This window comes from Roseiconus nitratireducens (genome assembly GCF_008629675.1).
Lineage (GTDB): Bacteria > Planctomycetota > Planctomycetia > Pirellulales > Pirellulaceae > Stieleria > Stieleria nitratireducens.
Genome location: NZ_VWOX01000013.1, coordinates 103,413 through 125,189 on the forward strand (window position 1 = coordinate 103,413; position 21,777 = coordinate 125,189).

The 21,777-nt window shown below is 60.3% G+C and carries 13 protein-coding genes and 1 tRNA gene; 12 read left to right on the top strand and 2 right to left on the bottom strand.

Annotated features, from left to right (window positions below):
• Nucleotides 1–74 precede the first annotated feature (74 nt).
• The 11 genes from FYK55_RS20895 (at nucleotide 75) to FYK55_RS20945 (ending at nucleotide 18,714) form a co-directional block, all read left to right on the top strand.
• Complete coding sequence (locus tag FYK55_RS20895) at nucleotides 75–806, top strand: SDR family NAD(P)-dependent oxidoreductase (RefSeq protein WP_150078455.1); 732 nt, start codon at nucleotides 75–77, stop codon at nucleotides 804–806.
• A 164-nt stretch (nucleotides 807–970) separates the two neighbouring features.
• Nucleotides 971–1,054, top strand: a tRNA-Leu gene (locus tag FYK55_RS20900).
• 390 nt (nucleotides 1,055–1,444) lie between these two features.
• Nucleotides 1,445–2,362, top strand: coding sequence for an alpha/beta fold hydrolase (locus FYK55_RS20905; protein ID WP_161604658.1), 918 nt, complete (start codon nucleotides 1,445–1,447; stop codon nucleotides 2,360–2,362).
• Between the two features lie 274 nt (nucleotides 2,363–2,636).
• On the top strand, nucleotides 2,637–3,509 hold the full coding sequence (locus FYK55_RS20910; protein WP_150078459.1) for a hypothetical protein: 873 nt from the start codon (nucleotides 2,637–2,639) through the stop codon (nucleotides 3,507–3,509).
• Nucleotides 3,510–3,649: 140 nt separating this feature from the next.
• A complete protein-coding gene (locus FYK55_RS20915; RefSeq protein ID WP_150078461.1) occupies nucleotides 3,650–4,309 on the top strand; it encodes a PIN domain-containing protein in 660 nt (219 codons plus the stop codon).
• Between the two features lie 208 nt (nucleotides 4,310–4,517).
• Nucleotides 4,518–7,628: a c-type cytochrome gene (locus FYK55_RS20920; RefSeq protein ID WP_235908860.1), complete on the top strand. Its 3,111-nt coding sequence runs from the start codon at nucleotides 4,518–4,520 to the stop codon at nucleotides 7,626–7,628.
• Between the two features lie 298 nt (nucleotides 7,629–7,926).
• Nucleotides 7,927–11,847 (top strand): DUF6797 domain-containing protein, encoded by a 3,921-nt coding sequence (locus tag FYK55_RS20925; RefSeq protein WP_150078465.1) that lies wholly within the window; start codon nucleotides 7,927–7,929, stop codon nucleotides 11,845–11,847.
• A 215-nt stretch (nucleotides 11,848–12,062) separates the two neighbouring features.
• The gene (locus FYK55_RS20930) at nucleotides 12,063–12,539 is read left to right on the top strand and encodes a hypothetical protein (RefSeq protein WP_150078466.1); all 477 of its coding nucleotides are present in this window, start codon (nucleotides 12,063–12,065) and stop codon (nucleotides 12,537–12,539) included.
• Between the two features lie 80 nt (nucleotides 12,540–12,619).
• Nucleotides 12,620–13,270, top strand: a complete 651-nt coding sequence (locus FYK55_RS20935; protein ID WP_150078468.1) for an MOSC domain-containing protein — start codon at nucleotides 12,620–12,622, stop codon at nucleotides 13,268–13,270.
• A gap of 113 nt (nucleotides 13,271–13,383) precedes the next feature.
• The gene (locus FYK55_RS20940) at nucleotides 13,384–15,141 is read left to right on the top strand and encodes an AAA family ATPase (protein WP_150078470.1); all 1,758 of its coding nucleotides are present in this window, start codon (nucleotides 13,384–13,386) and stop codon (nucleotides 15,139–15,141) included.
• Between the two features lie 426 nt (nucleotides 15,142–15,567).
• Nucleotides 15,568–18,714, top strand: coding sequence for an organic solvent tolerance protein OstA (locus FYK55_RS20945; protein ID WP_150078472.1), 3,147 nt, complete (start codon nucleotides 15,568–15,570; stop codon nucleotides 18,712–18,714).
• Between the two features lie 435 nt (nucleotides 18,715–19,149).
• Here the strand turns inward: FYK55_RS20945 and cutA are convergent, their stop codons facing one another.
• Nucleotides 19,150–19,509: a divalent-cation tolerance protein CutA gene (gene cutA, locus FYK55_RS20950; protein WP_150078474.1), complete on the bottom strand. Its 360-nt coding sequence runs from the start codon at nucleotides 19,507–19,509 to the stop codon at nucleotides 19,150–19,152.
• Between the two features lie 234 nt (nucleotides 19,510–19,743).
• Between cutA and FYK55_RS20955 the strand changes: the two genes are divergently transcribed.
• Nucleotides 19,744–20,199 (top strand): ferritin-like domain-containing protein, encoded by a 456-nt coding sequence (locus tag FYK55_RS20955; RefSeq protein WP_150078476.1) that lies wholly within the window; start codon nucleotides 19,744–19,746, stop codon nucleotides 20,197–20,199.
• Nucleotides 20,200–20,247: 48 nt separating this feature from the next.
• Here the strand turns inward: FYK55_RS20955 and FYK55_RS20960 are convergent, their stop codons facing one another.
• Entirely contained in the window at nucleotides 20,248–21,744 is a 1,497-nt protein-coding gene (locus FYK55_RS20960) for a DUF7133 domain-containing protein (protein ID WP_201743767.1), read from the bottom strand.
• Between the last annotated feature and the right edge of the window lie 33 nt (nucleotides 21,745–21,777).

Consider the following 21,777-nt stretch of genomic DNA (forward strand, 5'->3'; position numbering starts at 1 on the left):
CGTCGGCAATTGTTTCGCCGCGACGTCATTGGTGGAGGACGGCCGATTTCTTTGTCTCATTTCGCTGGTTATCGATGAATCAATCCATCACTCCGCACACGCTGATTGTCGGCGGCAGCCACGGCATCAGTTTTGAACTTGTCAAAGCGTTGCTCGCGGCAGGCGGCCGTGTCACGGCGCTGAGCCGCACCGAGGGGCAGTTGAGCGAGGAAGGGCTGTTGGGAGACGAGTCGTTGCAGCATCTGCGTTATGACGTCTTGCAGGACGAATGGCCGGCCGATCAGATTCCTGATTCTTTGACAGGATTTGTTTATTGCCCAGGGACGATCAATCTGGGAGCGGTCCGCAGCGTCAAGGCCGATGCATTGCGGGCGGATTTGGAACTCAATGCCGTGGGAGCCTTGCAGACTTTTCAAGCGGTGTTGCGCCCGTTGAAAGCGTCGGGCGCGGGAAGCGCTGTGTTCTTCTCCACGGTCGCGGTGGACCATGGGATCGCGATGCACAGCTACGTCGCGGCCGCGAAAGGGGCGTTGCAGGCGATGGCGAAGACTTGGGCAGCCGAGTTGGCGCCGCGTGTTCGAGTGAACTGCGTCGCACCGGCCTTGACCGATACGCCGTTGGCGTCGGGCCTGTTGAGCGATGAAGGCAGCCGCAAGACGTTGGCCAAAAAATACCCGCTGGGGCGGCTCGGCAGTCCGGTGGACATGGCCTCGGCGGCCGCCTTCCTGCTGTCACCGCAGAACAGTTGGATCACCGGCCAGGTGATCGGCGTCGACGGCGGGATGTCTTCGATCGTGGCGTTGTAGTCAACTGGGGGGCACACGTTGAAAAGCGTCACACCTTGCCGTGATGCGGCAGCGTCCGATCCGGGGAGATTTTCCCAGCCGGACGCGGCTTGCACGATTCCGGAATCTGCTGAATAATCTCCGCCTGCTGGACGCCGCTGTGAAAGCTTGACGCGTCCATTCAAGCCGAAGTGGCGGAATTGGCAGACGCGCTGGATTCAAAATCCAGTTCCCGCAAGGGAGTGAGGGTTCGAGTCCCTCCTTCGGTACTTGAACGCTTCAAAGACGACGCCCCAGCCGCCATTCGATCGGCATCTTTTACAGGGCAACGGTCGGCCAACCTCGGAGCACACTGCGGTGCCTCGCGCTCGCGCCGCTGGTGTGGAGGCTTTAGCCGACCGGTTCTCATCTCGTCAGGTCAGCCGTGCAATGAGCGGCAAGACGCTCGCCGCCGGTGAGAAAACCCGCGGCAAGCGCCACGCGGCTCACCCAAAGTGGCGCAGTCCCGCTAATCAATGATCTTCACCTGCTTCTGAAGGGACGACGATCCCGATGCCAGCGGGCTGGCCCGGCGGTAGGTTGTTCCCGGGCAAATGTGTTGGAAATCTCGTGGACCTAGGTTCTTGCAGGCACCTCGAGCCTGCAACAAAGAGGAATCGATGAAGTCTGTTATCTGGAGAAGTGAACAGGGACGTGAGCGGTTGGTCGGGTGGTACGAGCGTTTCCAGGCGAAGATCGAATCACCGGTGGAACGTGTGACGCTGCCAACAAGCTGGGGCCCCAGTCATGTGTTGGTTTCAGGGCCGGATGATGGAACACCATTAGTTTGCTTGCACGCCATGCGAACGGGTGCGTCCTTCCTGTTGTCGGAACTTCAACCGCTGCTGACCCGGTTTCGTGTGTACGCGCCGGATCTACCCGGCCAGTCTGTCCAAGGTCTTGATCTCCGTCTGCCGGTTGATGACCTCTCCTATTCCGATTGGTTGTATGAAGTGTTGGACGCATTGCAATTGTCAACGGTCAGCTTGTTCGGCGTCAGTTGGGGCGGTTTTGTCGCTCTGTTGGCGGCTTCCAGTCAGCCGCAGCGTGTCCAGCGGTTGGGGCTGCTCGTGCCGGCGGGAATCGCCAACGGCGACCACCTGAAAAATCTGTCAACGATGTTGTTGCCGATGATTCGCTACCGATTGTGGCCGACCGAAAGTGGACTGCGTCGGTTGTTGGAGCCCATCGTGACGACCTGGGATGAAGACTGGTGCGGATTCATCGCGTGTGCGATGGACGACATGCGAATGGACCCGCGAATCCCGCCGCTTGCCTCCGATGAGCAACTCAAGCGGTTGTCGATGCCGACGCTCGTGTTGGCGGCCGATCAGGATCTGTCTTTCCCGGGTGACCGAGTGGCGAAGCGTTTGAAGCCATTCGTTTCTGATTTGGACGTCCAGATTCTGACCAACTGCAAACACTGCCCACCGACCACGCCAGAATTCCGACGTTGGTTGGGCCAACGACTGACCGGTTTTTTTGATCCGCACGGTGCGGGCGCCGAGCCAAGCATTCTCGGGGATTCGATGACCTGATTCAGTCGGCGGTCACGATCAACGAGGGTTCGGAACCGGTCGATGCGCAGGCTTTGTCGCATCGGAGTACACTGAAAGGCACGGAGCGGTTGATGATTGCTCGTGGTGCAAAAAGTCGGAAGGTACGTTCCGCGGGTGCATCCGGAATCAACGCCTGGCATCACGTCCCGGATTTAAATGCGATCAGCCGAATGGAGTCACGGAGGAACGGCACAAAGGGAAGAACGTTCTGAGCGGAAACGCGATCTCGCGAACTCGCAGGGAATTCAGCGCCATGATTGATGTGTATTGCAGCGGTTGCTCCACCACCTTGAAAGCACCGGCGGAATTGGCCGGCAAGCGGGTCGCCTGTCCGAAGTGCAAAACCCCGCTGACCATTCCTACACTGCCGGAATCCGCGGCGCAGGCTGAGGCTCAGCCAGCGGGACCGGCCGAGCGTGACACCACCGCCGCGGCAGAGTCCTCCGCACCGGTCAAGTCCGTCCAGCCGACCCCACCGCAATCACGCCCGGAGTCCAAGGCGGAACCGTCCAAGGCCGAACCCCCACAGGCGGAGCACTCGGAACCGCAACCGGTGACTCCACCGACGCCACAGCCGCAGACACCGCAGGCCGTACCGAAGGTGGACACGACGGCGCCCGCCGGACAACCGGCGCCGGTGTCCAAGTCCACGAAGGAATTCGATCCCGAGCTGTTGGTCAATCAGTGGGCCGAAGAATCTCAGTCGGCCTCACCGGTCGCCAGCGGTTCCAATGCGCCGGTTGTCGGCGCCCCGTCTCCCTCCCGCTCCAAACGGATGAAACGCTTCGGGCGTCGAGGGAAACGGAACAGTACCCGGCTGGACCAAATCAAAGCGGATTCCGATTTCCCACACCTGATCACCTTGTTGGAGGTCGCGAAGGTGTTGGTGATCGTGTTCGTGGTGATTCAGTTTTTGTTTTCGCTGCCGGTCGTGTATTCGTCGATGCAGACCGCGGCGACGGCATCAGACAGCATGGTCATTGCCGTGGTCGTGGCGGTGTTCCTGGTGTCCTTTTTCCTGCTGGTGGCGGCGGTGCAGTACATCGTCAGCATGGCCTTCGTCGATCTGTTCTGGGTTCTTCTGGCGATCGAAAAGAACACACGGACGCCCGACGGCGTCGAATGATCGGGGACTGGTCACCAATTAAGAATGCGGCTGCACTCATCTCCTGGCCATCGCAATTCACGACTCAACATGTGTTTTGCGTGGTTGAAATTCGTGAGCTAGCCTTTTCGGTTGAAAATGATGCAACCAGGGGTTAGCCAGTGAAAACCAATTACATCCTGATCGACTACGAGAATCTTCCTGTCGAAGACGTGCCCGTGGACCCGTCCTTGCCGGTCAAGGTGATCGTTTTCCTGGGGAAAACTCAGAAGAAGATTCCGGTTTCGCTGATTTTGTCTTTGCAACCGCTCGGTGCCCGCGCCGAATTCATCGAAGTTTCTTTCGGTGGCAAGAATGCTTTGGACTTCTGCTTGGTCTACGAGCTGGGTCGATTGAATGCGACGGATTCCGGGCAAAATTATTACATCTTGTCGAGCGACAAAGCGTTTGAATCGCTTGTTAAAAACATGCGTCTGAGAGGAGTTTCAATCAATCGAGTCGAGGGGCTGAATGAGATTCCGCTGTTGCGTCGGGCATGCTATCGAACGACAAAGGAACGTTCCGACTTTGTTGCGGAGTCGCTCCGGGGACGCTCAAGTGGGCTACCGAGGAATCGGACGACACTCGCAAACTCGATTGCACACCTTTTCCGAAAGACTCTTACGGACGACGAAGTTGACGAGGTCGTGCAAGACTTAGAGCGACGATGCCTGGTTTCCTTTGCGGGAGAATTAGCGAGTTATCATTTGACGGCGAATGCATGCAGCGGCGTCGGCCAACTCTCAAAGGCGTTACCGCAGAACGCGTCTCCCATCGCGTAGTTCAAGGCCTGGATTGACGTGCGGAGTGACGCCACACATCCCTTGGCTGGGGTGGCGGAGGGCTGTTCATTTGCTCCTCGCCGATCGCCTGAGTCAGGCCGCGCGACTCCGGCGTCGATCGAGTACCATGGGCAAGACGGAACGGTTGGAGAAACTCCGTTCCGATTCCCACCTCCCTCTCCCGCCTGACCTGACGGAGCCCCCCGTGATGCGTCCTGGTTTCCCCACCCGCTGCTGCGTTTTTACCTGGCTGCTCGTTGCCGCCCTCGGTTCCACCGTGAAGGCTCAGCCGAAGGGCTTGAAATGGGTCCGTGACGAGCCGGTCCCTGACTGGATCTGGGATGCCGAAGGTGCCCGCGACAACCAGCAGATCTTTCTTCGGAAGACGTTTGATCTTCCGTCGAATCCGAAGTCGGCTCGACTGTACACCACCTGCGACAACAGCATGACGTTGTGGGTCAACGGCAAGGAGATCGGCAAGAGTCGGGATTGGCCGTACCCCATCACGCAGGACATTGTCAAGCAACTGTCGACCGGCAGCAATTCCGTCGCGGTGCAAGCGAAGAACCAGGGCGGTGTCGCGGCGCTGGTGTTCAAACTGGTGATCGAACCTGCCGAGGGTCCGGCGACCGTGATTGTGTCCGACCCGAGTTGGCAGATGACCAGCGGGAGTCCGCCCAAGGGTTGGAACGCGAAGGGGTTTGACGCGTCGGGCTGGTCGGGCAAGCTGGCTGCATTGAAAAAACTTGGGGCGCAGCCGTGGGGCATCCCGGACGGCGCCACACGTCAGGAGCCAGCGAACGTCATCGCGGCTGAGGACATTTCGGCGCCGGCAGGGTTCGTCGTGGAACAGGTCTATCAAGTTCCGCGGGATCAAGAGGGATCGTGGGTCGCTTTGACGACGTTGCCCGATGGTCGGCTGGTGGCATGTGATCAGGGTGACAAGGGCGCGTTTCTGGTCCGCGTTCGAGAGTCGTCCGATGGGCCCACGGTGGACGTGGAACCGATCGCGGTTGACGAACCGGGACGTTCGCGGCGACTGAGCGGCGCCCAGGGTTTGCTGTGGGCGTTCGACTCCTTGTGGTTTCACAAGAACGGAGGCCACCTGTATCGCATCAAGGACACCGACGGCGATGGCAGTCTGGACGCAGCGGAAGAAATTCCCAGCGCGACCGGGGGCGGAGAGCACGGCAACCACGCGCTGATCAAGACCGAAGACGGCGAAGGAATTTACATGGCCGGCGGCAACCACGCTCCGCTGGGTGATTTGTCGGGATCACGGGTTCAATCGTGGGATGAAGACTTGTTGTTGCCACGAATGTGGGACGCCAACGGACACGCCCGCGGAAAGATGGCACCAGGCGGCTGGGTGACGCGATTGAATCCCGAGACGCTGCAGCAGGAACTGATTTGCATCGGCTTTCGAAATGAGTACGACATTGCGCTGAACCGCTTTGGCGACATGTTCACGTACGACGCGGACATGGAATGGGATTTAGGGGCGCCGTGGTATCGTCCGACGCGGATCTGCTTTGTCGCCAGCGGGGCGGACTATGGGTGGCGGAGTGGGACCGGGAAATGGCCGACGTATTACGAAGACAGTTTGCCGCCCGTCGTCGAAATCGGGCCGGGCTCTCCCACCGGCGTCGTCGCCGGTATCGGGGCGAAGTTTCCGACGAAGTATCAGGATGCGCTGTTCGCGCTGGACTGGACCTTCGGGACGATCTACGCGATTCACCTGCAGCCCCAGGGCGCCGGATACACCGGAAGCAGCGAACCATTTGTGACCGGATCGCCGTTGCCGGTGACCGACGCGGTCGTGGGTGACGATGGGGCGTTGTACTTTGCCGTGGGCGGTCGGGGCGCCCAATCGGCGCTGTACCGTGTTCGGTACACCGGAGATGAAAGCACCGCCGCACCGGATGCCTCGCTGCCGGCCGAAGCGGCTCGTGCCCGCGAGCAACGAAAGCGGTTGGAATCGTTCCACGGTGCGAAGTTGACCGGCAAAGCCGCCGAACACGCAGTCGATACCGCGTGGCCGTTCCTGTCCAGCAACGATCGATTCTTGCGCGCGGCCGCCCGCGTCGCCATCGAGTCAGTGCCGGTGGAATTGTGGGCAGATCGAGCACTGAGCGAGTCGAATCCACAGGCGGCGATCACCGCTGCGGTGGCGTTGGCCCGCGCCGGTGACGCATCTTACCGTTCGGCGTTGACCGATCGGTTGGTGTCGATGGACCCGGCCGGATTGTCGCCCGGTCAACTGTTGGGGCTGTTGCGCGCCGAGGCACTGACTTGTATCCGGTTGGGACGTCCCGATGCTGAGCAGCGGCAGGCGATGATCGCTCAGCTAGATCCCCTGTTGCCCCACGACAACGACGACGTCAACACGGAACTGGTGCGCGTGTTGACTTACCTCGATGCGCCGACCGTCATCGCCAAGACCATGCGGTTGATCCGAAATCGGAAGCCGCCCGAGATTCCCGATTGGTCCGAACTGGCCACCCGCAACGCGCGTTACGGCGGCACCGTCAACCGTGTGCTGGAGAATCATCCTCCCAGCCGTGAAATCATGTACGCCTTGATGCTGCGGAATCTTCGTGACGGCTGGACGATCGAGCAGCGTCGGGAATACTTTGAGTTCCTGAACGAGGCGGCGAAGGGATCCGGAGGAGCCAGCTTTCCGGGATTCATGCGGAACATCCGCGACGAAGCTTTGGGCAATTGCAGCGACGCCGAACGGCTTGCCCTGCAAGACATTACCGGTGAGCAATACGATCCGGTTCCTGACTTTGAAATTCAGCCCATCGAAGGTCCGGGACGCACCTGGACTCTGGCCGATGCCCGAGCGGAAGGCGTGACGCGTTCGGCGGCCGCTGATTTCCAGCGGGGCCGCAGCCTGTACTTTGCGGCCGATTGCGGCAAATGCCATCGCTTTGCCGGCCTGGGTGGGAACATCGGTCCCGATCTGACAACGATCCCACGGAAGTTCGATGTGAACTATGTGGTCGAACACATCATCGATCCCAGCAAGGTGATCTCAGACCAGTACCAGTCGTCCGTGGTTCTGACCGAAGATGGGCGCGTGTTGACGGGGTTGGTCTCGCAAGCCGATGGCAAAGTGATCGTCTTTCCCGCCGACGCCAAGCCCGATCCGATTGAGATCGATGCGGAGGAGGTGTTGGAGATCAAGCCGTCGGATGTTTCCCAGATGCCCAAGGGGTTGATCGATCGGCTCAACGCGTCGGAGCTTCGCGATCTGCTGGCCTACCTGATGAGCGGCGGTGAGGCGGATAACGAGCGGGTGTATGGGAAGCGGTGAGGCGTGTGGGTTGGGCTGCTGTAGGAAGAGCGAGGCGGGAGCCTCGCGAGGCAGTGCGTTCCCAGGCGGGAGCCTGCGAACGAGTGAGGTGTTGTCCGGTGGCGAGGCGGGAGCCTCGGGGCGCAGTGCGTTCCCAGGCGGGAGCCTGGGAACGAGTGAGACGAGTGGGCGTGACCTTCCTGGTTCCCAGGCTCCCGCCTGGGAACCGGATGTCGGCCAGGCTCCTGCCTGGCGCCCGGGAGGCCGCACCGCCGGACGATTGAATTCGAGAATGCTTAATCTGTGAAAGGTCATCGGAATGCTGACGCGTTGCTTGGTTTTGCTGCTGGTGGTGATCGGGTCCGTCGCGGCGACGATCGCGGCGGAACGCTCCGAATTGGAACGTCGCCTGCTCTCCGAGTCGCCGACCAGGCTGGCGGAGGACGCGCGGCTTCAAGGCGATCCCGTTCAGGGAGCCATTCTGTTTCACGGTGCCCGGCTTGGGTGCGGCAAGTGTCACGCGACCGGCCAGGGGCCTGCGACGTCTCTGGGACCCAATCTCGCCGCTTACGATTCACCGGTTTCCGATGCGGACCTGATTGAGTCGGTTTTGTCGCCGTCAAAGACCATCCGGAAAGGCTACGAAGCCGTCATCCTGTTGACGGCATCCGGTCGTACCCACACCGGGATTGTCGTCCGTCGCACCGATCAGGAAGTCGTGTTGCGCTCGGTCGATGCCGACGCCTCGGAAATCCGCATTGAAGGTGATCAGATCGAAGAACTGATCTCCGCGGACGTGTCGCTCATGCCGGAGGGACAGGTCGGCCAGCTGCGAGATCGCGACGAGTTTCTGCACCTGCTGCGTTACCTGATCGAGATTCGCGACGGCGGGACGCAGCGTGCCGAACAGCTTCAGCCCGACGCGGCTCAGTTGGCACTGAAGCTTCCTGAATACGAGTCTCGGGTGGATCATGCCGGAATCATTTCCGCCTGGGACCGCAAAGCGTTTGCCCGCGGCAAAGCCGTTTACGAGGGGTTGTGCGTCAATTGTCACGGGACGCGACAGCAGCCCGGTTCACTGCCGACCGCGCTGCGGTTCGGGGAGGGGAAGTTCAAACACGGCAGTGATCCGCTGGCGATGTACAACACGCTGACGCACGGGTTTGGGCTGATGTTGCCACAACCCTGGATGGTGCCCACGCAAAAATATGACGTGATTCACTACATCCGGGAAACCTTTCTGAAACCCGCCGGTGGAGAAGACTATGTGCGCGTCACCGACGCGTATCTGGCGGACTTGCCCAAGGGCGACACGCGAGGTCCCGCGCCGCGCAAAGTGGAACCCTGGGCGACGATGGACTACGGCCCCTTCCTGATCAATACCTACGAGATCGGAACGGGCATGGAGAATATCGCCCAGAAAGGGATTGCGGTGCGGCTTGACGAAGGTCTTGGCGGAATCGCTCGCGGCAGAGTCTGGGCCGTGTTCGACCACGACACCATGCGGCTGGCCGGTGCTTGGACCGGGCAGGGGTTCATCGATTGGCGCGGGATTCATTTCAACGGCAATCACGGAGTCCACCCGCACATTGTCGGGACCAAAATCCTGAGCAACCCGGACGGTCCTGGATGGGCCGATCCGCAGACGGATTCGTTGGACGACGATCAGCGGGTCATCGGTCGCGACGGTCGACGCTTTGGCCCGTTGCCCGACACTTGGGCCCAGTATGAGGGGCTCGAGCGGTCCGGTGGGCAAACCGTGGTGCGTTATCGCGTGGGGGCAACGAAGGTGCGAGAGCGTTTCGGCATGATCAGCCCGCAGCAGAGCGATTCCGATTCGCTGCCATGGATCACCCGCACGATCAATCTGGGGCCGCGAACGACGGACCTGTCGCTAGTCGTTGCGACGCATCCGGATTCGCAAGCGGAACTGACGACGCAGCCCCAATTCGTCTCGCTCGGGACGCCCGGCGAACGATCGCGGGAAAGGAATCGCGTGTCGTGGGACAGGAACACTTACGGGCGTTTGGACAACAGCGAGAGTTTCAATCTGTCGGATCAGGATTACACGGTGGTCGCCAAGATCAACACGCAATCCGATGGGTCGATTTTCAGCTACACCGTTCCCGGCAAAGATTGGGCACCGGGCGGCAGAACCTTGTTCCTGCGTGACGGCCGGCTGTGTTTCGACATCGGTTGGGTCGGATACGTTGAATCCAATCGCGTCGTCGCCAATGGGAAGCCGTGGCAGGTGGCTGTGGTTTGGAATGCGGCCCAGCAAACCGCGACGCTGTACATCGGCGGCAAAGCGTCCGGCACCAAACGGCTGGCCGGAAAACAGCCGCCCGGCGGTGCTGAGATTCAGCTTGGCTACACCGCGCCCAATTTTCCCTCCGCCGACAACGCGTTCGAAGGCCAACTGAGTGACGTTCGTTTCTACCAGCGCGCACTCGATCCGAAAGAGTTGAAGCGGTTGGAGCAATCCGATCCGAAAGCGTTGAAGGCACACTGGTCCGGTGATGCGTTGCGGAAGCCGGATGGTGGCGAGCCGCTCTTGGAGGACACGTCCGGCAACGGGCACGACTTGAGGATCCACGATTCGGGGCGGAGCGACGTTGTCGGCACGGTGGTTGCCGGCCTGTCGACACCGATCGCCGGATCCCAGTGGTACCAGGATCAAGGCCGGCTGTGTCTTCGCCTGCCCGCCGGGGAACAACCGTTGAAGTTTGTGTTGTGGTGTGGAACATCGAACGCGGAGGAACGGGCGTCCCTGGACGTTGCGTCGCTGCAATCGCAGCTTCCGACCGATGTCGATCTTTTCGAACGCCCGCCCGGTGATTCTCGATTGTGGAAGCAGCCGGTGGTGACCCGCGTGCAACGTGGCCGGTCCGGCAACGCGTTCGAAGTGGATACCTTGACAGCGCCGACCAAGAACCCTTGGCTGGCCCGGACGCGACTGACCGGTTTGGACTTCTTTGCCGACGGAGATTCGTTGGCCGTGTGTTCGTGGGATGGCGACGTTTGGCGAGTATCGGGTCTCCGGCAACTGGACGCCTCCGGCGAGGCGGAATTGCAATGGCGGCGGATCGCTTCCGGTTTGTTTCAGCCGCTGGGATTGAAGATCGTCGACGGCCGCGTGTTCGTCGGCTGCCGCGACCAGATCGTGATCTTGAACGACCGAAACGGCGACGGGGAAACGGATGACTACGAATGCTTCAATGACGACCATCAGGTGACCGAGCACTTCCACGAATTTGCGATGGGCCTGCAACGCGACGCGGAAGGCAATTTCTACTACGCCAAAAGTGCGCGGCACGCCAAAACGGCATTGGTGCCTCACCACGGCACCCTGTTGCGGGTTTCGCCCGATGGGAGCAAAACCGACATTCTGGCCGTGGGATTTCGAGCGGCAAACGGGGTCTGTCTGAATCCGGACGGGTCCTTCATCGTGACCGACCAGGAGGGGCACTGGAATCCGAAGAACCGCATCAACTGGGTGACCGAGGGTGGGTTCTACGGCAACATGTACGGCTACCACGATGTGACCGACGAAAGCGATTCGGCGATGCAGCAGCCGTTGTGCTGGATCACCAATGCGTTTGATCGTTCACCGGCAGAGTTGTTGTGGGTGGACAGCGATCGTTGGGGGGCATTGAACGGAAAACTTTTGAACCTGTCGTACGGCTACGGCAAGGTGTTCGTCGTTCCGCATGAGTTTGTTGACGGGCAACCGCAGGGTGGAATGTGCCAATTGCCGATCGATTCGTTTCCAACCGGCGTGATGCGGGGGCGGTTTTCGCCCCATGACGGCCAGTTGTACCTGTGTGGCATGTTCGCCTGGGGTAGCAACCAGCAGATGCAGGAAGGCGGGCTGTACCGAGTTCGCTACACCGGGGACGAGGCGTTGTTGCCGATCGGTTTGAACGCACGTCCGGGCGAAATCCAGATCGATTGGAGCGACCCGATCGATCGGGAGTTTGCGACCGATCCGGAACACTACCGGGTGAAAGTTTGGTCGTTGAAACGAACCGCGAATTACGGGTCTGAGCATTACAACGAGCATGAGTTGGCGGTCCGACACGTCAAAGTCGATCCGCAGGGGCGCGCGTTGATTCTAAAAATCCCCGACCTTGAGCCGACGTGGTGCATGGAGATCGTCGCGAACGTGAAGGGCCGCGATGGTCGAGTGCATCAACGGGTGATCCACAACACGGTGCACGAACTGCGGCAACCAGAATGAAGCGGAGGCGGACCGCCCGGCAGGATCGCGGGGACTTTGAGGGGCCGCAACGATGAAGTTTATGTTTGGGTGCGGTGGATTGTCATGAAGCCGTCTTTACACCCGGCCGATCGCGATTTCAGATGGCAGCCGACCAACCCCATCGGGGAAACTTCGGGGCGCCGTGGTCCGCCCCTGATCGACAACGCTGTTCTTAAGGAAAATGTGCCCCGGCGATGAACGTCCAACTTCTGTTTCAAATCTGCGGGTTCCCGCTGGTCGCGATCCTAGCCACCGTCTCTTTAGGCTTGACGCTTGCCGCGGTGCTGTTGAGCGTTCGGGTGCGACGCGAGGACCTGTTGCGGGCCTTTCTTCCTTTGTGCTTGCTGCCGCTGATGGTCGCTGTCGGATACTCGCTATTCGATTCGTTGGACTCGATTGATGTTCAACTGAACGCCGAGGACGACTCATTGCGAGATTCAGGATTCTTGCTGTCGATGAACCTGATTCCGCTGCAGTTTGGTGCATTCGCTTCCACATTGCCCGCCCTGGTGGCGATGTTCGGTCGCTGGAACTTGGCCTGGCAGGCCAGCGGAATCGAGTTGTTTAGGGGAAGCGACGAAGATAATTCTCCGGACGATCCCTTGGACTCTGACGCCTGGGTGCAGAAAGAAACGGACGACTACCTGGATCAACTGGTTCGCCCTCGATAGTTTGGGGGCGTGCCGTCTATTGCACCCTTTCGCTCGCGGGTGAAGGTTTGTCTTGCGTCATCCAACGGGATGGAAGTTCGATGCGATTGAAGATTGAATCGATCCAAATCGGCACGGTCGTGACGGAGGGAGACACCGAGGATCGTGACCCGCTGTCGCGGCGCTGGACCAGCGCGTTTCGCAAAACGCCGGTGCAGGGTGCGGTGCACGTTCAGGCGACGGGGATCGCCGGCGATCAAGTCGCGGACACAAAGAACCACGGAGGCCCGGAGAAAGCGTTGCTGTGCTACCCGGGCGTGCACTATCTGGCCTGGGCCCAGGAACATCCGGAACTGAACTGGGGGCCGGGAGGTTTTGGCGAAAACCTGGTCATTGCCGACGGTTGGACCGAGGCCGACGTTTGCATCGGCGATCGTTGGATTGGTGAGGATTGCGAATTGGAGATCAGTCAGCCGCGGCAGCCGTGCTGGAAGATCTCACGTCGCTGGTCGACAAAGACCTTGACCAAGGAGGTCGCACAAACGGGCAGAACCGGTTGGTATTGTCGCGTGATTCGCGAGGGCGAGTTGTCCGCCGGGAAAGAACTCGACCTCGGTGAGCGTCCCCACCCGGACTGGTCCGTCGCCCGCGTCAACGATGTCTTGTTCGGACGCGAGGTGGACCGGCTTGCGGTCCATGAGCTGATGAACCTGTCCCGGCTCTCGCAGCAGTGGAAAGCGTCGCTGGCGTAGGTTCGTCGCGCGTCGTTGGGATGCCGCTGCGGGATCTTTTGCGGCGGCATATGGAACGCGACCCGGTCGTTGCCTTAAACTCGTGCGTCCTTCCTCTTTCTGGATCGCATCCTATGCCAAGATTGCCCGACGACAAAATCATCGAAACGGTGCGGTTGTACCGGGAAGCCATGGACGAGACACGGGATTTGTACGTCGAATCCGGTGAACTCGTGCGAGGTTCGTACGCCTGGTTGGGTGGCGGTGACGATCCCGACGCCGCGTCGGTTGCCGAGCAGATGGACGATCTTCATCAAGGATTCCTGATGAAGGTGTTTGCTTCGGTGGTTCCCGATGCGAGCGCCAAGAACATGGAACAACGGCAAATGGGGCGGGCATTGCTGGAGCACATTTGGGGCAAATCGGTTTTGGGAGGCGAGCTGCACGAGGCTGTTGATTGGTTGATCGGTGCGGCCGCGGATTTCGAATGGTCGGACCTGGTGCGGCCGTTCGTCGAGTTGCCTGAGATTCGGGATCGCTGGGGAGAATTGGAAACGGTCGCGATGCGGATGGCGCATCTGTTAACGGCGGTCGATGGCAGGGTCAGCGTGGCTGACAATGAAAACATTGATGCGATGAAACGCCAGTTCGATCGGGTCCACGGCGGCGCCCCCGAAACGCTTGTCAGCGAAGTGGATACCAACAACGCTCGCGACGCGCTGCAGTGGTTGCGCAGCGAGGCAAAACGTCTTCGTGAAGGCGTCGATCCGTCGGCCGCCGAAAAGCCGACTCCGACCCCGCACCGCCCCACGGCAACCCAACCGGCCGCGTCACCCGAATCCGTTGCCAAGCCAGCGGCTCCGCCCGACGATCGTACGCCCGAGCAGCGTTTGGCCGACGCCAAGTCAAAACTAGATCAATTGGTGGGATTGGAGAACATCAAGGACCAAATCAGTACCTTGACGAACTTTTTGGCGATGGAGCGCAAACGCGAAGAGATGGGGTTGCCGAGTTCGCGCCCCAGTTTGCACATGGCGTTCGTGGGCAATCCGGGCACCGGCAAGACAACCGTGGCGCGAATCATCGCCGAAATCTACGGGGCGCTGGGACTGCTGACCAAAGGGCATCTGGTCGAAACCGATCGAAGCGGGCTGGTGGCCGAATATGCCGGCCAAACCGGCCCCAAAACCAATGCCAAAATCGACGAAGCGCTCGACGGTTTGCTGTTCGTGGACGAAGCCTACACCCTGATCGATAGCGACGGGCAAGACCAATACGGACGCGAAGCCGTGCAGACGCTGCTAAAGCGAATGGAGGATCAACGGGATCGGTTGGTCGTCATTCTGGCGGGCTACCCGGTCGAGATGCGACAAATGATCCGCAGCAATCCGGGGCTGAGCAGTCGAATCGGGACGACGATGCAGTTTGACGACTACCCGCCCGAAGCGCTGTGCCGGATCTTTGATTTGATCGCCTCAAAGTCCAAGTACACACTTCCGACTGAGTCCCGGCGTCGCTTGCTGCGTGGATTCACGTATTTGTACGCGCGCCGCGACCGTCACTTCGGCAACGGACGGACGTCTCGGAACAGTTTTGAACGCAGCGTCCGGCGTTTAGCGAATCGGCTGTCCAAGGTTGACAACGTCACGCGGGAATTGCTGACGACGTTGGAACCCGATGACATCGAAGTGGCGGGTGTCGATCCCGTCCATCTCAAGGCGATGGCTGCGGTGCCCGGGAAGGTTCGCGTGGAATGCAAGGGCATTTCGATGGTGATCGATGACCAGTTGCTGGGCACGGAGGTCACCTGCGAAACCTGCGGCGAGAAATTTCTGGCCGACTGGGGGGAGCCGGTCCCGGAGTTGCCAGAAGGCGAAGACGAACCGGTCTGAGATCTCTGGCCCGGTTGATTCTTTTATCTGCGAGATGCGCGGGTGGCTCGTTTGTGTTCCGCCATCGCTCGGATGCCACCGGGCGCGGAGTTTCACGACGGCAAGTCCTTCGTTTCACGGTCCGAATCGCCCTAAAGCGGTGGGGTTTCCGCTTGTGACCGATCGTTCTGACTTCGTAGGATCCGCCACAACGTCTCCGGTGAACGTACGCGCCGGTGATCGTCGAATCCTCTTGGTTACCCCTCGAAGACTCTATTGGCCGGCACGGACGCCATCGCCGAACACCACTGCTTGATCGTTCACCCACCGGGTGCAACGAGATCCAGCGGCAGTGCGCGCCGTCATCGGCGTTTTGCGTGGATATCGGCGATCACGGCCGCCGCGATCTTGCTCTGTTGGCCACCGGCCTTGGGACGGGCTGCCGAATTGGGCAAGCCTAAGGTCGCAGACGCCGAACAGACCTCGGCCATCCGCGCCAGCGGCGACGTCGTTTATCGCTGGCAAATCAATGACGCCCAGGCATCGATGCTTCAGGGCGATTGTGTGTTGATTTTCAAGGGTCGGGAAATCAAAGCCGAAACGATTTTGATCGTTGCCGACGGTCCTCGGGGACGCGTCCGCAATCGGCTGGTGATCGAAGGATTCCAGACGGCCGATGGGCAGACCGACCCGACGCCGCGGACCGTCGTGTGGACGACCCAGCGCGATCCGATCGTGCAGGCGCCGCAATTCCGCGGGGAACCGGAGCAGCGTCCGTTCCTGATGGAGTTTCTGCCGGCGGAATTCATCGAAGCCATCGGATCTTCCGGGAACGCACGTCCGAGCAACAATGGCGTCGCGGCCGCCCAATTCAGTCAGCCGATCCCCGATTCGGCAGGCCAAAATCCTGGCGGGGCAACACCGCGTGTGACCGCCCCGCCGGCCGGAAGCGTCGAACTGATAGCTCCGGGGTCCCCCAGTGTCGCGCGTCCCGAGGGCATGGCGGGCCAGTCCGGCATGGCGGGACGACCGGCCGGCGCCCTTCCGTTGCCTTCGTCGGCCGGGTTGCCCCAGGCCGGAGAGTTACCTCCGCCGACCGTCTTTGACGACGGCGCCACCACCGGCGGCCAGCAATTCTTCTTCGGCGGCGGCACCAAAAGTTTCCAATTGGTTGCCCGCGGGGCTTCCATGCCGCCGGCGTTCCAAATCACTTCCCGTCCGGAGACCAATGAATCCATTCTGGTCGCGCGGGGCGGAGTCACAGCCGTGATTCGCGACGTCGCGGCCACGATGCCCGATGGCAGCTTGATGAATCTGGGGACCGTCACGCTGTCGGCCGATCGGATCGTCGCCTGGCTTCCCTTTTTGCCGAACGTGTTCGACGGCACCACCGACATTGCCGCCGCCGATGGCGAACTGTACCTGGAAGGCGACATCGTGTTCCGGCAGGGTGACCGCGTGATCTACGCGGACTCCATGTACTACAACGTCACCCGCGAAACCGGGATGGTGCTGGACGCCGAAGCCATCTCCACGATTCCGGAGTATCAGGGTGTCGTGCGGTTGAAAGCGGAAGTGCTGCAGCAGATCGCACGCGGCAACTATCGCGCCTTTGACGCCGCGGTGACCAGCAGCCGCATGGGCGTTCCTCGATACTGGCTGCAAAGCGAGAAGCTGGAGTTCACCGAAAAGAATCGCAACGTGATCGACGCCCGCACCGGGATGATGACGGTTGACCGGGAACCATTTGCGACCAGCAGCAACAACTTTGTTTTTCTGGGCGGCATCCCCGTTCTGTACTGGCCGCGATTCTCTACCAGCCTGGAACGACCGGTGTTCTATGTGACGGACATCAAGGTCAGGAATGATGCCGCGTTCGGAACCCAAATCTTGCTGGATTGGGACCTGTTCCAATTGCTTGGCATCGAGAATCCACCGGACGGAGTGGATTGGGAATTGTCGACGGACTATCTAAGCGACCGGGGGCCAGCCCTGGGGACACACGTCGACTACGATCTGCCGGGCTTGTTTGGCTATCCGGGGCACGTCAACGGATTCCTGGACGTTTGGGGCATCAAGGATCATGGCAAGGACCGGTTGGGCCGTGACCGTCTGGACCTGACGCCGGAGACGACGAACCGCGGCCGGGCATTGCTCCGTCACCGCCAACAGATCTACCGCGACTACGAGTTGATCGCGGAATTGGGGTACCTGAGTGATCGGAACTTTTTGGAACAGTACCTCGAAAACGAATGGGACCAGGACGTCGATCACACGACGGGCTTGAGGTTCCGACACTACTACTACAACCAGTTGTTTGACCTTTCGGCGAAGGTCCAGGTCAACGACTTTTTCATGCAGACCGAGCGTTTGCCGGCCCTGGACCACTACCTGATTGGTGGCAGTTTCTTGGGTAACAAGTTGACGTGGTCGATGCACAACCACGCCTCCTATTCACGACTGAATGTCGCCGACGAGCCGACGGATCCGACCGAAGCGGCCGAGTATTCGACCTTGCCGGGTGAAGTGCAAAGTCAGGGGGTCATCGCCTCGACCCGCCAAGAACTCGCGATGAATCTGCCCGTCGGGCCGATCAACGTCCGGCCGGTCGCTTCGGTGGAAGCATCCCATTACGGGGAAGCCGCCGATGGGCAGCCTCTGACCCGCTTGCTGGGGCAGGCCGGCGTGGCGATGAATCTGCCGATGGTGCGCGTCGATCCCACGGTGCAGAGCAGTTTGTTGAACATGCGTGGCTTGGCACACAAAATCGATTGGACCGCGGAGTATTGGTATGCCGACAGCGATGCCAGTTATGAAGAGTTGCCGCTTTATGGCACCCTGGACGACAACTCGCAGGAACAGTTTCGCCGGCGATTCATCGATGACACGTTTGGCGGAACCCTGCCCACCCGGTTTGATCCGCGAAACTATGCGTATCGCCAGGGAATCCAACGCAACGTGACCAGTCCCAACGACACCCTGGTCGATGATCTCCAACAAGTGCGGCTGGGGCTGAACCAGCGCTTCCAAACAAAACGTGGCTTGCCGGGCCGCGAGCGGATCGTCGACCTGGTGCAGTTTGACGTGGACACGATTCTGTTCCCTAACGCCGATCGCGACAACTTTGGTGAAACGATTGGTCCGTCGACCTATGACTTCCGCTATCACATCGGCGATCGGTTCTCGATTCTCAGTGACGGCTACATCGACTTTTTTGACGAAGGACTTAGTTCCATCAGCGCGGGGCTGCGGACCAGTCGTCCGGGCGTCGGAGACGTCTACGTCGGATTGCTTTCGCTGGAAGGCCCCATCAGCAGCACGGTGTTTCGTACCACGATCGACTATCGGCTGAATGAAAAGTGGATCTTTTCTGGCGGGACGACGTACGATTTTGGCGAGACCGGGAACGTGGGCCAGTCCGCGGGCCTGACGCGCATCGGCGAATCGTTGCTGGTCCGTTTTGGCGTGAACGTCGATCCCGGACGTGACAACGTCAGTTTCGGATTCCTGGTCGAACCGAGGTTCTTCGCCCGCAACCTCGGTTCCATCGGCGGCGGATTGATCCCGCCGCCCGGTATCGAGGGCTTGGAGTGAGCACGGGCCCGGGGGTTTGTGTTCAGGCCTCGCCGGGGACGCATTTCCTCGTTCCCAGGCTCTGCCTGGGAACGCACTGGTTGCTGGCTCTGCCAGCGGTCTTGTTGACGCGGCAAACAGGAGCCTGCAAGACAGCCGGTTCCAAGGCGGGAGCCTTGGAACCAGCGAGTAAGCCTCGTTCCCCCTGGCTCTGCCTGGGAACGCACTGGTTGCTGGCTCTGCCAGCGGTCTTGTTGATGCGGCAGGCAGGAGCCTGCGAGACAGCCGGTTCCAAGGCGGGAGCCTTGGAACCAGGGAGAAAGCCTCGTTCCCTGGCTCTGCCTGGGAACGCACTGGTTGCTGGCTCTGCCAGCGGTCTTGTTGACGCGGCAAACAGGAGCCTGCGAGACAGCCGGTTCCAAGGCGGGAGCCTTGGAACCAGCGTAGCCGGCGGCGCTACTCGCCCTGGTCGGTTTCCGCGCATTGCGACTGAACCCACTGGCGATAGTTGGGTTCAACGTCGACCGAACGAAGTGTCACGATTTGGGGCGTGTCATAGGGATGCAGCTCAATCAACGATTCGCGAAGCCGTTGTTCCATGCCTTCGGCGGTCTTGATGATCAACCGATACTCCTGCTCGCAACACACGTCGCCTTTCCACGTGTACAAACTCTCGATCGGACCATCGATCTGAACGCACGCGGCAAGCTGGTTGTCCAGCAAGGCTCGCGCCAATCGTTGCGCCTGCGTTTGCTGGCCGACCGTCGTGAAACAGATCAACACCTGGTCGCCGCGGGAGGGGGCGGAGGGGCACATGGGAAAGGTCCACAATTGAGAAGCGGTTTCAGCAAATGGCTGACTTCATTGTGTGGCAACTGGAACGGTTCTCAACAAGGCCCCTGCCGGCGAACTGTTTCGTAATTCCACGCACGCTTCGGACGAATATCGGTTGCCCAACAACGGGTGCTGGCGCTATGGTGAAGGTGTCAATCGGCGTCCAGAATTGGGTGCCAGCAAACTTTCAAACGATCCGGTTCCAGGAGAATCCCCATGAGCAATAACGAAGAAATCATCGCCCACCTGAATGAATGTCTGAAACACGAATGGACCGGTGTGGCGCAATATTCCCAAGCCAGTTTCATCGTGGAAGGCGTGTGGCGCGAGGTTTACGCGGACACGTTCCTGGAGAATGCCGAGGAATCTTTCAATCACGCCAAGCTGGTGGGCAACAAGATCGTGGCCCTGGGCGGTGTGCCGGCGGCGACGCGCAACGAAATCAAGCAAACTCGTGATCTCCAGGAGATCCTGCAGAACAGTTTGGAATTCGAATCCAAAGCCGTTGAAATGTACAACAAGGCGTTGGAGTTGGCCGAGGGGAATCGGGCTCTGGTCGTGTTCCTGGAAAACATTCTGGAAGAGGAACAAGAAGGGGTCGATGAATTCACGAAGTTGCTGCGCAACAGTCAAGCCACGTCAAGTTCCAGCATCGACAGCAAGACGGCCTGATCGTCGCCGGCTTGATGTTCGCCGACCGGCGCCCGGATAAACCGGGTGTCATTCGACGAAATAATTCAGCGTGTAATACGCCTCGGGATGCAGCAGCGACTGTCCCGAGGCGTTTTTCATGGCTTCGCAGTGCAACTCATGAACATGACCCCGTTGCAGTCCGTCGATGACAAGGTGCACCTTTCGGCCGTCGTCGGAAACCTTGGCGGCCGTGATCGTCGGGGACGTGTGATCGACTTCCGGGCTGCCGTATTGCGAGCGGTACTCGTAGGTGTAGGTGTGCAGCTTGTAGCCGTCCAGATTCTCGGCAGTGGCGGGATCGACCGGCTGGGTGAACTCCAACTCGAAGCCGACTTTTTGCAACCGCATGGCCAGCATCTCGAAGGGGACCTTTCCGGTCCAATCCAATCGTTCGATCGCGAAGGGGGCGCTGCCGACGGATCCCCAACCGCGGTTGGTGCCGCCGACGAACAGGGATCCTTGGGGTGACATCTCCACACCGACGTTGCCCGAGGCGAATCCGGATCGGAAGGGGAAGCAGGCTCCCTGCGCGTGACCGGCAACGTGTTCAAGAAAGACCCGCATGATCGTGCTGTGCGATTGGTCCCCGACGAACAATTGGCCTTCGAAGGGACCGAACTTGCCGCCGGTCGTATCACAGGCGATTCCGGAAGCACTTTTTCCCATTTTGTCGTAGGGGAACAGAACGGCGGGCAACTCCAGCTGTTCGATGCGGTCGGCTTCGACGTGCAGACGCGATCCGCTGGTGGGTTCCAGCGGACGGCTGCCCATCGACGATTCGGCAAGTGAGTACCATTCGAATCCGCCCGGGTGACCGACAAACGTTTTCGGAAGCAGTGGTTTGAGTGAACAGGTTCCGTTCCATGGGCCTTGATTGTCGGTGTAGTACCACGTGCCATCGGCGGCAGTGCCGATCCCGCCCGGCGAGCGAATTCCACTGGTCATCGGGAGGGTGCGACCGTCGGGCGTGATCTTCATGGCCCACCCGCGAAAGGGTACGTCGCTGGTGAATGATCCGGTCAGGCACAGTGCGACTGCCATGTTGCCTTGGTCATCAAATTTGGATCCGAACGCGTACTCGTGGTAATCCGTGGAGATTCCCCATCCATCGGCAACGGTTTCAAATCGGTCCGCGCGGCCGTCGCCGTCGGTATCTCGCATCCGCGTCACCTCACCACGTTGCGTCGCGTACAGCCAGCCGTCGCGGAATGCCAGGCTGAGTGGCTCGTGCAGGCCGCGGGCGAACAGTGAGAATTGGTCCGCAGTGACTTCCTCGGCGTGCGGGTTGGCGATCAGAAAGATATCACCACGACGCGAGCAGACCGCCATCGATCCGTCGGGCATCATTTGAAACCCGCTGGCTTCAATGACTTCGTCCGGCGGCGTCTGAAAAGTCACCAGCCGATAGTAATCGGATTCCTTTGGCGGCTGCGCGGCGACACGATCTTGGAACAGGATCAGCGGCAGCACCGCCGTGAAGAGCGTGGCGTTTGCGAATGCGCGGAGGCGTAGCAGATTGATCATCAGGACGGAACGAAGCGAGCAGGGGGGCCGAGG

What these genes read in the sequence shown, in the direction of transcription:
- FYK55_RS20895 (WP_150078455.1), top strand. Translation starts at nt 75, where the DNA reads ATGAATCAATCCATCACTCCGCACACGCTGATTGTCGGCGGCAGCCAC.
- FYK55_RS20905 (WP_161604658.1), top strand. Translation starts at nt 1,445, where the DNA reads ATGAAGTCTGTTATCTGGAGAAGTGAACAGGGACGTGAGCGGTTGGTC.
- FYK55_RS20910 (WP_150078459.1), top strand. Translation starts at nt 2,637, where the DNA reads ATGATTGATGTGTATTGCAGCGGTTGCTCCACCACCTTGAAAGCACCG.
- FYK55_RS20920 (WP_235908860.1), top strand. Translation starts at nt 4,518, where the DNA reads ATGCGTCCTGGTTTCCCCACCCGCTGCTGCGTTTTTACCTGGCTGCTC.
- FYK55_RS20925 (WP_150078465.1), top strand. Translation starts at nt 7,927, where the DNA reads ATGCTGACGCGTTGCTTGGTTTTGCTGCTGGTGGTGATCGGGTCCGTC.
- FYK55_RS20930 (WP_150078466.1), top strand. Translation starts at nt 12,063, where the DNA reads ATGAACGTCCAACTTCTGTTTCAAATCTGCGGGTTCCCGCTGGTCGCG.
- FYK55_RS20935 (WP_150078468.1), top strand. Translation starts at nt 12,620, where the DNA reads ATGCGATTGAAGATTGAATCGATCCAAATCGGCACGGTCGTGACGGAG.
- FYK55_RS20940 (WP_150078470.1), top strand. Translation starts at nt 13,384, where the DNA reads ATGCCAAGATTGCCCGACGACAAAATCATCGAAACGGTGCGGTTGTAC.
- cutA (WP_150078474.1), bottom strand. Translation starts at nt 19,509, where the DNA reads ATGTGCCCCTCCGCCCCCTCCCGCGGCGACCAGGTGTTGATCTGTTTC.
- FYK55_RS20955 (WP_150078476.1), top strand. Translation starts at nt 19,744, where the DNA reads ATGAGCAATAACGAAGAAATCATCGCCCACCTGAATGAATGTCTGAAA.
- FYK55_RS20960 (WP_201743767.1), bottom strand. Translation starts at nt 21,744, where the DNA reads ATGATCAATCTGCTACGCCTCCGCGCATTCGCAAACGCCACGCTCTTC.